At 59.6% G+C, this 11563-nt stretch carries 9 protein-coding genes; 7 read left to right on the top strand and 2 right to left on the bottom strand.

All coding sequences use genetic code 11. The annotated features are described in order from the left end of the window. The first annotated feature begins 9 nt into the window (after positions 1–9). From JNB85_RS10480 to JNB85_RS10470, 3 genes are all read left to right on the top strand, one after another. Positions 10–966: an SIS domain-containing protein gene (locus tag JNB85_RS10480; RefSeq protein ID WP_220334258.1), complete on the top strand. Its 957-nt coding sequence runs from the start codon at positions 10–12 to the stop codon at positions 964–966. Beyond that, the gene (locus JNB85_RS10475) at positions 963–2264 is read left to right on the top strand and encodes a D-tagatose-bisphosphate aldolase, class II, non-catalytic subunit (RefSeq protein ID WP_220334257.1); all 1302 of its coding nucleotides are present in this window, start codon (positions 963–965) and stop codon (positions 2262–2264) included. The genes JNB85_RS10480 and JNB85_RS10475 overlap by 4 nt, the downstream gene beginning before the upstream one ends. A gap of 71 nt (positions 2265–2335) precedes the next feature. Further along, positions 2336–3406 (top strand): ABC transporter ATP-binding protein, encoded by a 1071-nt coding sequence (locus JNB85_RS10470; RefSeq protein ID WP_220334256.1) that lies wholly within the window; start codon positions 2336–2338, stop codon positions 3404–3406. 76 nt (positions 3407–3482) lie between these two features. Here JNB85_RS10470 and JNB85_RS10465 read toward each other — a convergent pair whose 3' ends face one another. After that, a complete protein-coding gene (locus tag JNB85_RS10465; RefSeq protein WP_220334255.1) occupies positions 3483–5711 on the bottom strand; it encodes a methyl-accepting chemotaxis protein in 2229 nt (742 codons plus the stop codon). Positions 5712–6040: 329 nt separating this feature from the next. On the opposite strand from JNB85_RS10465, the gene JNB85_RS10460 reads away from it, so the two are divergent. Continuing rightward, positions 6041–7231, top strand: coding sequence for an MFS transporter (locus tag JNB85_RS10460; RefSeq protein WP_220334254.1), 1191 nt, complete (start codon positions 6041–6043; stop codon positions 7229–7231). Positions 7232–7253: 22 nt separating this feature from the next. On the opposite strand, the gene JNB85_RS10455 is transcribed toward JNB85_RS10460, so the two are convergent. Then, the gene (locus JNB85_RS10455; protein WP_220334369.1) at positions 7254–8267 is read right to left on the bottom strand and encodes a LacI family DNA-binding transcriptional regulator; all 1014 of its coding nucleotides are present in this window, start codon (positions 8265–8267) and stop codon (positions 7254–7256) included. A gap of 180 nt (positions 8268–8447) precedes the next feature. Between JNB85_RS10455 and JNB85_RS10450 the strand changes: the two genes are divergently transcribed. The 3 genes from JNB85_RS10450 to JNB85_RS10440 all read left to right on the top strand — a co-directional run bounded on the left by JNB85_RS10450 (position 8448) and on the right by JNB85_RS10440 (position 11551). Next, positions 8448–9692: an ABC transporter substrate-binding protein gene (locus tag JNB85_RS10450; RefSeq protein ID WP_220334253.1), complete on the top strand. Its 1245-nt coding sequence runs from the start codon at positions 8448–8450 to the stop codon at positions 9690–9692. A 75-nt stretch (positions 9693–9767) separates the two neighbouring features. Beyond that, positions 9768–10694: a carbohydrate ABC transporter permease gene (locus JNB85_RS10445; protein WP_223216470.1), complete on the top strand. Its 927-nt coding sequence runs from the start codon at positions 9768–9770 to the stop codon at positions 10692–10694. After that, the gene (locus JNB85_RS10440; RefSeq protein ID WP_220334252.1) at positions 10694–11551 is read left to right on the top strand and encodes a carbohydrate ABC transporter permease; all 858 of its coding nucleotides are present in this window, start codon (positions 10694–10696) and stop codon (positions 11549–11551) included. Before JNB85_RS10445 ends, JNB85_RS10440 begins: the two co-directional genes overlap by 1 nt. The last annotated feature ends 12 nt before the right edge of the window (positions 11552–11563 follow it).

Below are 11563 nucleotides of genomic sequence, written 5' to 3'. Positions count from 1 at the left end.
GGAGACATCATGAACACGACCGAAAAGGTAATCTTCGAGCAGTTCCCTTATTGGGAAAAGGCTATCGGCTCGAATGCGGCAAGCGGCAAGGCGGACGATCTCCTTGTCTTCGTTGGTTGCGGCACCTCCTTCAACCTTGCTCTGTCTCTCGCCGCCTATGCCAACAGCCTCAAGTGCAGGGCGATTGCGGTGCCTGGCGCAGAGTGGCTGAACCGCCCCTCCTATTTCTGGCCGGAATGGCAAAAGACCCATGTGGTCGCGCTCTCGCGCAGCGGCGAGACGACGGAAACGGTCGCGGCGGCCAAGGCGAGCCGCGCTGCCGGCGCGTTCGTCACCGCTGTCACGGTCGAGGCCGAAAGCGCGCTTGCCAAGAATTGCGACCAGTTGATCTGCTCGCCAACCCATCCGGACGAAGGCATCGTCATGACAGTGTCAGCAAGCCTTATGGTCTTGCTGAGCCTGCAGATGATCGGCCAGACTGTGCCGGCTTCGATCGTCGCATCGGCACGGCAGCTTGCGAACACGCTCGACGCTTCCCTGCCCGATATCATCAAGGACCGTTCGCACTTCGTCTTTCTCGGCGGCGGACCGCTTTTCGGCATCGCGCTTGAAGGCGCATTGAAGCTGATGGAGATGAGCCAGCTCCTGACGCAGGCCTTCCATCCGCTTGAATACCGCCATGGGCCGATCAGCCTCGTCGATGAGAAGACGGCGGTTGTCGTGCTCTACAGTTCGGACCAGAGAGAAGCCGAGGCCAAGCTGGTTGGCGAGCTGCGCGAAAAAGGCGCCGTTGTCATCGGCTTCGGCGGTCCTGGCGACCTGGAGCTTCCTGTTGATGTCGACTTGTCGCTCGCCGGCCTCGCCGTTCTGCCGGCGCTGCAGATCCTCGGCGAACGTGCCGCTCAGGCACACCACATCGATACCGTCTCACCACGTCATCTCACTAAAGTTGTCACACTCGCATGAGCGCCGCGGTCGATCAAAACCGCCAGATTGCGCTGGCGAAACTCTTCGGGGACAGAGGGCTGCCCCTGCCCCGCGGCATCACGTCCGTTTGCTCCGCCCATCCGCTGGTCATCGAAGCCACATTGCGACGTGCCGCCCGGCAGAGCGACGTGGTCCTGATCGAGGCAACCTGTAATCAGGTCAATCAGGAGGGCGGCTATACCGGTATGACACCGGCGGATTTCCGCGCCTTCATCGAACGAATTGCGGCAAGCGTTGGCTTTCCCGCCGAACGCATCATTCTCGGTGGCGACCATCTCGGCCCGAACCCATGGCGGAAGCTCGACGCCGAGGATGCGATGGCGCGTGCTCAGGCGATGGTGACGGCTTATGTCGAGGCCGGTTTCGAAAAGCTGCATCTCGACACGTCGATGGGCTGCGCCGACGAACCTGTGGCCCTTGCCGATGAACTGACCGCCGCAAGAGCGGCGCGTCTGGCGAAAGCTGCCGAAGAGGCTGCCCGTCGGAGCGGTCGACGTTTGCCGGTCTATGTCATTGGCACCGAGGTGCCACCGCCCGGCGGTGCGACGCACGCGCTGGAGGAGTTGGAGATCACGCGGCGGGAAGCAGTTCTGAGGACGCTTGATGTTCACCGTCGGGCATTCGCCGAAGCCGGCGTCAGTCCAGCTTTGGAGCGCGTTATCGCCATCGTCGTTCAGCCGGGTGTGGAATTCGGCAATGCCAATGTCGCGCTCTATAAGCCCGAGCGGGCACGGGAGCTGATCTCCGCGCTCGACGAGATGAACGGTCTGCTCTTCGAAGCCCACTCCACCGACTATCAGCCAGCAGGCTTGCTGGCTTCTCTGGTTGACGGCGGGTTCTCGATCCTCAAAGTCGGTCCGGGCCTGACCTTTGCATTGCGCGAAGCGCTCTACGGTCTCGATGCGATCGCCGACACCCTCTCAGGCAGCAAGGAGGCCCGCGGGCTGGTGACGACGATGGAAGAGATCATGCTTGCCGAGCCTGGACATTGGGCTGGTCACTATGGCGGCACGGCAGATGAGCAGCGCCTGCAGCGACATTTCAGCTACAGCGACCGCATCCGCTATTATTGGCCGAACGCGCGCGCTGCCGCGGCGGTGGACAAACTGTTTGCGCAGCTGCCCGACGAGATTCCGGAAACACTGATCAGCCAGCATCTTGCCCGTCTCTATCCCGATGTGGTCGAGAAACGCCTGGCGCCCAAGGCCCGCGATCTCTGCCTTGCCGCTATTGATGCAGCCCTCGCCCCCTACGCCACCGCGACAGCGCCTCGGTAGCAGGCATGTCACATGTCGCTCTTTCCGAGCGACCGCAGATCCGAAATCAAAATTTTCAGCCGGAGACAGTTATGGCGTCCGTGAACGTGGCAAATGTCCGCAAGAATTATGGTCACTTCGAAGTGTTGCACGGGGTCGACATCGACATCCGCGACGGAGAATTCGTCATTCTCGTCGGCCCGTCCGGCTGCGGCAAGTCGACCTTGCTGCGCATGATCGCGGGGCTTGAGGAAATCTCCGGTGGCAACGTCTCGATCGGCAGCAAGGTCGTCAACAATGTCGCTCCAAAGGAGCGCGACATTGCCATGGTCTTTCAATCCTATGCGCTTTATCCGCATATGACGGTCGAAGCGAATATGGGATTTTCACTGCGGCTGGGGAAAGCACCGAAAGAGCAGATCAAAGCGCGCGTCCGCGATGCGGCGCAGATCCTCGGCCTCGAACATCTTCTCGACCGCTACCCGAGAAATCTCTCCGGCGGCCAGCGTCAGCGTGTTGCCATGGGCCGCGCCATCGTGCGCCAGCCGCAAGTGTTCCTTTTCGACGAGCCCTTGTCCAACCTCGATGCCAAGCTTCGCGTGCAGATGCGCTCAGAGATCAAGCAGCTGCATCAGCGGCTGAAAACGACGACCATCTATGTGACGCATGATCAGATCGAAGCCATGACCATGGCCGACAGGATCGTTGTCATGCGTGACGGTTATGTTGAGCAGATCGGTTCACCGCTCGACCTCTACGACCGCCCGGCCAATCTCTTCGTCGCCGGCTTCATCGGTTCACCGGGCATGAATGTTATCAAAGGCAAGATCAGCGTGTCCGGGCCGCTCGAATTCATCGCCGACGGAGGAGCGCACCTGCCGCTTCCGGAGACTGCCGCGGCAGCGCGTGGGACGGAAGTGGTCTATGGCATCCGTCCGGAGCATCTGATCGTCAGCCCGGAAGGCGTGAGCGCCGAGGTGGCGGTCATCGAGCCGACAGGCGCTGAAACCCAGATTAATGCCAAGCTTGGATCGGATCCCCTGGTGGCAACGGTGCGAGACCGGCTTTCCCTGCAGGCCGGCGATACCGTCAGGATGATGCCCGATCTCACCAAACTGCATCTCTTCGACGCCAAAAGCGAAAAGCGCCTGCCGATCGGCTAGCGGCCGCTTTGGGCTACTGGATGAAAACGGCGCGGCGATGATCGCCACGCCGCACCTTGCTTTGACGGATCGAGCTTCAGAACTCTTCCCAATTGTCGCCCTTCGTATCAAGTGCGGCATTTCCTGAGAAGGCAGAGGCGATCTTGCGTCCGAGAGCGCGAACCGGTGATGGCGCCGGCGCATCGTCTTGCGCGGCTGCACGAGGTGCTGCAGAACGCGGCGCATGATCAGTCTCGCTTAGCTTGAACTGCGCGAGAAGCTCATTGAGCGAAGACGCTTCCTTCGCAAGGTTATGGCTTGCCGCGGTCGATTCTTCCACCATCGCGGCGTTCTTCTGCGTATCCTGGTCCATCTGATTGACGGCCAGGTTGATCTGGTCGAGACCGGAGGACTGTTCCTGCGACGCTTCGACGATCGCGGCGATATGGCGATTGATTTCCTGGACCTCGGCGGCGATCGCTTCCAGCGCCTTGCCGGTCTCGCCGACGAGACCGACGCCGGAATTGACCTGTTCGCTCGACGTGTTGATCAGAGCCTTGATCTCCTTGGCGGCATTTGCTGAGCGCTGGGCGAGCTCGCGCACTTCCTGGGCGACGACGGCAAAGCCCTTGCCGGCTTCACCGGCGCGCGCGGCTTCGACGCCGGCGTTCAGAGCGAGAAGGTTGGTCTGAAAGGCGATATCGTCGATGACGCCGATGATGTTGGAGATCTCGCCCGAGGACTTTTCGATCTGCTGCATGGCCGAAACCGCTTTGCGGACGACTTCGCCGGATTTTTCCGCGCCGGTCTTAGCGCGGGAAACGAGCTCTCCGACTTCCTTTGCACGCTTGCTCGAATCTTTCACCGTCGTGGTGATTTCTTCGAGAGCCGCCGCGGTTTCCTCGAGCGCCGCTGCCTGCTGTTCCGTGCGCTTGGCGAGGTCGTCGGCGGCCGACTTGATTTCGTTTGCTCCAGAATCGATACCGCGCGCATTCTGCGACACCCGGTTCAACGCCGATTGCAGCTTGTCGGCGGAGTTGTTGAAGTCGCTGCGGACGCCATCGAGCTTCGTCACGAAGGGCTGATCGATGCGGTAGGATACATCGCCGTCGGCGAGCTTGGCGAGACCGGCGGCGAGGTTGTCGACGGCAAATTGGACATCGGCAGCGTCTTTCGCCTTTTCCTTCTCCCGCTCGATCTGCTCTCTTTCGCTCATGCTGCGATTAGCCTCTGCCTCCGTTTCGAGGCGAACCCGCTCGATCGCATTCTGCTTGAAGACCTGAACAGCGCGCGCCATGGCGCCGATTTCATCCGGTCGGGCCTGGCCCTGAACCTCGACATCGAGATCGCCTGAAGCCAGGCGCGCCATCGTGCTGGTCGTCTTCTTGATAACCGCAGCAATCGATCGCGCAAAGACGAGGAAGCCAACAAGCGAAATCAGCGAGACGATAACCGTACCGATCGCCGCCATCCAGAGCGCCTGCTGCGACGCTTCGACGATCTCTGTCACATCGGAGCCGATTTCGAAAACGCCGATCTTGCGGCCGGAGAAATCTTCGAACGGAATGGCCGCGACTTCATAGTCCTTATCGCCGAGAATCGCGTGGACACGGACGCGGTCACCGTTGAAGGCTGCCTGCAACTGCTCTTGAGTGAGAATTGTCTTGTCGCCGAAAGTCGAGGCCTGCGATACGAATTTCCCGTCCTGAAGGATATGGACTGCAACGGCCGCATCGACCGACTGCGCCAGCGGCGCAAAATAGTCGTTCGTGAGCGAGGTGCCGACATCGACGATGCCGACGGTCTTGCCGTCCTTGATGACGGGAGCCGAAGCAAACATGCTGACGGCGGTCCGCCCAGGTTCGATGCCGGCATTCAGCTTGCCCTGCGTCAGTGCTGCAACGATCGTCTTGCGACGTCCCTTGAGATCGTCGCCAAAAGTATCCGGCGCATGGATACGCGCAACGGCCATGCCATCGGAATTGCTGAAAGTGATGAGCTGAAGGCCCTGCGCTTTGATCGCCGGTAAGCTGGCAGTATATTTCGCAAGAAGGGATGCGCGATCATTCTTGCCGATCAGATCAGCCGTTTCAGGCTCGCCGGCAAGGGTTACCGCAAGCCCGGCTGCCGCCCGCTTCTGAGCCTCCATATCCGCCTGGATTACATGCAGATCCGACGAAAGCTCCTTCTGAAGCGATTGATCGCTCATCGCATTCTGACGATACCAAGCAAGACCACCGATTGCCGCGCTCGCAAACATAACGGCCGCAAATCCATAGGCCGTGATGCGGATCCATATAGGCCGTTTGATCTTTTCCTCGTTCATAATGCCCCCTCAAATATCGAATGCCCCTAATTCTTGAGAGGAAAACTTGTTTTTTACTTAATTTTGAATGGTCAACATTAGGCAGTAGCTGCTGCGTCGTCAGCGCTGCCATACCGCATTGAGCAGCGAAAATATGCAGAAAGTTTCGATGGTCCGATGTTCGGTCCCGCCTCCCCGGAATAAAAGGACCGCCCGCCGATAGCGAGTAAAGGTTGCTGTTGCGGTCTCTGCAAACAACATATATCTCGGAAATGCTACCCGAAATTGTCTTTTCGCCGTCGTTGCGATTGAGACCAACTCTCCAACTGATGAGATCCCGGAGCGATCGAATGCTTATCCAGCCGCAACACCGGATCTATGTCTGCTTCTTTCTCTTCGCCATCTCGATGGGCGCGCTCCTTTCGCGTCTGCCCGACCTTCAGGACGCTTTGGCTGTCGACAAGTCCGAGCTCGGCCTCACGCTGATCGGTGCGGCAATCGGCGCGCTGATTTCCCTTACCTTCGCTTCGCCACTGATCGCCCGCTTCGGAGCACGTAAGACTGCGTTTCTGACGGTCCTGGGCACGTCTGCGCTGCTGGCAACCATTCCATGGGCCAATGCCGCCTGGCTGGTTTTCTTCATCCTGTTCTGCGAAGGCTTGCTGGCCGGGGCGCTGGAAATCAATCTCAATGTCGAGATTGATCGCATCGAGGCCCAGCTTGACCGCGGCGTCATGAACAGGGCGCATGGCTTCTGGAGCCTTGGATTTTTCCTGACCGCGCTCGTTGGCTCAGCCGTTCGTCAAGCGGGTGTGCCCATGCAACTGCATCTTGCGCTGACCTTCACCTTCGTTCTGATTGTCGGGGCGATTGTCATCTCCGGCATGAAGAATGCGCCGGCTCGCGCAGGAATTGAGCACGTGGAAGGCCCGAGCGCGGCACTGCCGACATGGGGGCTCATGCCACTGTGCATCATCGGCATTGCCGCCTTTCTGGTGGAAGGCGCCGGTATCGACTGGTCAGCGATCTATATGCGCGACGCCTTCGCAGTCGAGCCCTTTATTGGTGGGCTCGGGCTCACGCTATTCACTTTCTTTATGGCCGTCGCCCGGCTGTTCGTCGACCCGCTCGTCGACCGATTTGGCGCGCGCGCCGTAGCCACTTTTCTGCTGATTTTCTCGGTGGCAGGCCTGTGCGCCGTCTGGCTTGCGCCGCACCCCTATATCGCACTGTTCGGCTTCGCGCTGATGGGTGGCGGCTGCAGCGCCGTCTACCCTCTTGCGGTTTCCGCAGCAGCACAGCGGACCGATCGCCCGGCTCATCTGAATGTCGCAGCCCTCGGGCAAATGTCCTTCGTCGTGTTCTTCCTGGCGCCGCCACTGCTTGGCTTCGTGGCCGAACATGCCGGCATCAGGATCTCCTACCTTGTCTGCCTGCCGGTCATCATTGCGGCTTTGTGCCTGACGAAAGCGCTGAAGCCGCGCGAAAGCGATAACAAGGCGGGGATCAAGGAAGAAGCCAATCAAGCAGCATGCGGTTAAATGATCGGTGATGACTGCCCGGTCACGCCTGATTGGACTGGCCAGCAGACCGGCGAACGACAAGCGTACAGGGCAATCTCTCTACGCCCGGCTCGACATTCTCGCCTTTCGACAGAGCAAGTATCGCAAGCCCCGCCCGGTGACCGAGTTCCTTGAGTTCCATGTCGATAGTCGTCAGAGGCGGACGCGTCTGCCTGGAGACAACTTCCCAATTGTCGAAACCGACGACCGCGACGTCGCCGGGAATGGAAATATTTCTGTCGCGCAGTGCGTCGATGACGCCACGGGCGATCTCGTCGCTACCGCAAAAGATCGCATCCGGTTTCGCTCCGGGGCGCGAGAAGACGGTCTCGACCGCCGCATGTCCCCATTCTTCCGACCAATCGCCGAACATGACCTCGGCCATCGGCCCGACCAGTTGCCGATAGGCCTCGGCCCGAATGCAGGCGGCGCGATAATTTTGCTCGCCGGTGATGTGCAGGATGCGCGACCGGCCGAGGCTCTGGAGATGCTCGACCGCCAACCGCGCGCCCTGTGCGTCATCTGGATGGAAGCTTACGCTATCTCCTGGTCCTTGTGCGAAGACATAGACGACCGGGATGCGCAGCCTGGTCAGCTCTGGCGGCGGCTCCAGGTCGATGCGGGTTGCCGTAAAAATGATGCCATCAACCTGCCGATCGAGCAGCGTCTCGAGGTGCAGTTTCGCCAATCGCGGGTCATTGTTGGTGGCACAGAGGAAGAGCGAAACGCCGTGATCGACCAGCACTTCCGACACGCCGCTCGCCATCGGCAGTGTCAGGCGCCCATAAGTATCGTTGGTCAGCATGCCGATCGCATGGCTGCGTTTCGTCAACAACCCACGCGCGAGAGCGTTCGGACGAAATCCGATCTCCTCAGCAATCCGTCGTACCTTTTCGCGTGTCTCAACATTGGTTCTGCCAGTGCCGTTCAGAGCGTTCGAGGCCGTTGAAATACTCACGCCCGCGGCCTTCGCCACGTCACGGATCGTGTGCCTGCCGCCACCAGTTTCCTTCAAACTCGCACCCATTCATCCACGTTGTTAAAACCTTTTAGCAGAAATAATTCAGTTGCTAAAAGGTTTTAACAAAAACATTGCGTTTTGGTGCATACAGCCTGTCGACACGAAAAATTTTCTCCTTTAACGTCGTCTTCGTCTCGAGGCAGAGGAGCCTCGCATAAGAGAAGGGGAACCCGCATGTTACGTTTGAAAACCACCATTGCCGCTGTTGCGCTGCTAGCGAGCTCTTCTCTCGCCAGCGCCGAAGAAATCACGCTCTGGGTGCGGACCTCTTCGGGCGCCGTGCTTCAGGGCCTGGCCGAAAAATACAATGCCTCGCACTCCGACAAGGTTAACGTGACCCAGATCACCGCCGAGCAGATGGTGCCGAAACTCGGCGCTGCAATCGCCGGGGGTGCAGCGCCCGACGGCGCAGTCCTCGACCTGATCTACCTGCCGACCTTTGCGGCCAATGACAGCCTTGAGGACATCAGCGATTTCGTCAAGGGACTGCCCTATTCCGCAGCGTTGAGCCCTTCGCATGTCCGCCTCGCCACCTATGACGGCAAGATCTATGGCGTGCCGGCGCTGCCTGATGCCTCGATCATCGCCTACAATACCGATCTCTTCAAGAAAGCAGGCCTCGACCCGGACAAGGCACCGGCCTCACTCGAAGAGATCGCCGCCGACGCCAAGAAGATCCATGCGCTCGACAAGGAAACCTACGGCTTCTACTTCGTCGCCAATTCCGGCAGCTGGCTTATCTATGACTTCCTGCCGCATCTCTGGGCCGCCAACGCCGACGTGCTCTCCGATGACGGCCGCACCGCCACCGTCGACACACCGGCAATGCGTGACACCATCGCCGCCTATCGCGACATGTGGAAGGAAGGCGCAATCCATCCGACCTCGCGTTCTGGCAACGGCAACAATGCCGTCGAAGCCTTCGCCTCCGGCAAGGTCGGCATCCTCATGACCGGCTCCTATATCGTCAACTTGCTGACCAGCAAATATCCTGATGTGAAGTTCGCCGTTGCTCCGATCCCGGGCCCGAAGGGCGGCGCATCGAGCTTTGCCGGCGGTGATACCATGGCGCTCATCAAGGGTATCAGCGACGGGAAGAAGAAGGTCGCGCTCGACTTCGTGAAATTCTACATGGAGCCCGAGCAGCAGGTTTACATCACTCAGGAATCCGGCATGCCGTCGCGTACGGATCTGGCCAAGGAAGCCTATGCCAAGTTCGACCCGCGCAACCTCGTCGCCTATGACATTCTCGCCAAGGCGCGCACGCCCTATACTTTCTCCTCGGATGAACTGTTTGTCAGCCGCACCGGCCCGTTCCTCAACCTGATCCAGGGCACCATCTTCGGCAACGATGTCGATGGTTCGATCAAGAAGGCGCAGGACGACTTCACCAAGATCCTCGACCGCACCAACCCCTAACAACATCTGAAGCGGGGCGGTCGTCCGCCCCGCACCTTCCGGATTGCCGACGCGCGGTTTTGAAATCTTCGAGGAATGACAGTGGTCGACACGCCGACAATGCACATAAAACAGCCGGCCTCCGGGGAGCCGGAGCCGAAGGGCTGGCTGGGACTGGCCTTCATCCTGCCCGGCTTCCTCTTCATCCTCGTGCTGTTTCTCGTTCCGCTCGCCATGACCATATGGATGAGCTTCTACAACTGGCCGCTGCTCGGCCGGAAGAAATTCATCGGTCTTGCCAATTACAGCGAACTTCTCGGCGACATGCAGCTCTGGCATTCGCTGGGTTTCACGATGCTTTATACCGTGCTTGTGACGGCGGCGATTTTCGTGGTGGCCTTTCCGCTGGCGCTGCTCGTCGACCGCCCGCTACGCTCGGCCGGTTTCTTTCGGACGATCTTCTTCATGCCTGTCGTCATCGGCTTTGGCGCCGCCTCCACACTCTGGATGTGGCTGCTCAATCCCGATAGCGGCGTCTTCGCGCAGGTTCTGCGCGGTATCGGCCTGATCGACTCTGCACCACGCCCGCTCGAAAGCTTCTGGCCGGCGATGGCCGTGATCATCCTGATGGTCGTTTGGAAGACCGCGGGCTTCACCATGGTCATCCTGCTGACCGGCCTGCAGGGCATCTCGAACGACGTCATCGAAGCTGCCAAGATTGACGGCGCCAGCGTTTTCAGCCGCTTTCGTAGAATTACCCTCCCGCTGATGCGCAATTCGATGGTGCTGGCGCTGGTGCTCAACGTCACCTCGTCCATGCTTGCATTCGACCAGTTTTTCATCATCACCCAAGGCGGACCGGAAAACAGCACGATCTCGGCCGTGTTCTCCATCTATCTGGCGTCCTTCTCGTCCTACCGGCTCGGCTACGGTTCGGCGCTCTCTTTTGCGCTGCTGATTGTGCTGGTCGCTATCAGTGCCATCCAATTCGTGCTGCTGCGCGAGCGCCCGGAGGAAGGCTAATGACCCAACCGACAACAAACCCCCGCGGCGGCCAGACCGGTTACCTACTCTTCCTGCTCGCATCGATCCTGTTTGCGATCTTCTTCATCATGCCGATCGTCTGGTCGCTGGCGAATTCCTTCAAACCGGCTGCCGAGGCACTCGCCAATCCGGCAGCATTGTTTTCCAAGACCTTCTCGCTGGAGAATTACCGGCGGCTCGAGAATGTCGGCGCCGGCTGGTACGTTTACGCCGCCAACTCAGTTATGATTGCGATAGGCACTGTCCTCCTGACCGTTATCGTCTCTGTGCCGGCCGGCTACGGCTTCTCCAAGTTCAAGTTTCCCGGCCAGTCGATCCTCTTCGTGCTGATCATGGCGACGATGATGATCCCGTTCCAGTCGATCCTGACGCCACTGTTCCTGATCCTGAAACTAATTGGACTGCAGAATAGCCTTGTTGGCCTGGTGCTGATCTATGTCACCTTCCAGCTACCCTTTTCCGTCTTCATGATGCGCAACGCCTTTGACGCCGTGCCGAAGGCGCTGATCGAGGCGGCGCGCATCGACGGTGCCTCCCAAGCGACGATCCTTCGCCGTATCATGCTGCCGATTGCCCTGCCCGGCGTCGCAACCGTGGCGATGTTTGCCTTCCTCAATTCGTGGAACGAGTTCCTGGCCGCGCTGATCTTCCTGTCGGACCAGAACAAGTTCACGCTACCGATCATGCTGGTGAACGTGTCTTCGGGTCTCTATGGCATCATCGACTGGGGCGCATTGCAGGCCGGTATCGCGGTCACCATGATCCCCTGCATCATCCTGTTCCTTCTTCTTCAACGTTATTATGTGCGCGGCCTGACGGCCGGCGCCGTGAAATGAGACGCGGCGCGT

Source organism: Rhizobium mesosinicum (assembly GCF_019511345.1).
GTDB lineage: Bacteria > Pseudomonadota > Alphaproteobacteria > Rhizobiales > Rhizobiaceae > Rhizobium > Rhizobium mesosinicum.
This window is presented reverse-complemented; position numbering and strand designations above follow the sequence as displayed.

Coding starts and splice junctions, on each gene's coding strand:
- JNB85_RS10450 (WP_220334253.1), top strand. CDS start 8,448: ATGTTACGTTTGAAAACCACCATTGCCGCTGTTGCGCTGCTAGCGAGC.
- JNB85_RS10445 (WP_223216470.1), top strand. CDS start 9,768: ATGACAGTGGTCGACACGCCGACAATGCACATAAAACAGCCGGCCTCC.
- JNB85_RS10470 (WP_220334256.1), top strand. CDS start 2,336: ATGGCGTCCGTGAACGTGGCAAATGTCCGCAAGAATTATGGTCACTTC.
- JNB85_RS10465 (WP_220334255.1), bottom strand. CDS start 5,711: ATGAACGAGGAAAAGATCAAACGGCCTATATGGATCCGCATCACGGCC.
- JNB85_RS10480 (WP_220334258.1), top strand. CDS start 10: ATGAACACGACCGAAAAGGTAATCTTCGAGCAGTTCCCTTATTGGGAA.
- JNB85_RS10460 (WP_220334254.1), top strand. CDS start 6,041: ATGCTTATCCAGCCGCAACACCGGATCTATGTCTGCTTCTTTCTCTTC.
- JNB85_RS10440 (WP_220334252.1), top strand. CDS start 10,694: ATGACCCAACCGACAACAAACCCCCGCGGCGGCCAGACCGGTTACCTA.
- JNB85_RS10475 (WP_220334257.1), top strand. CDS start 963: ATGAGCGCCGCGGTCGATCAAAACCGCCAGATTGCGCTGGCGAAACTC.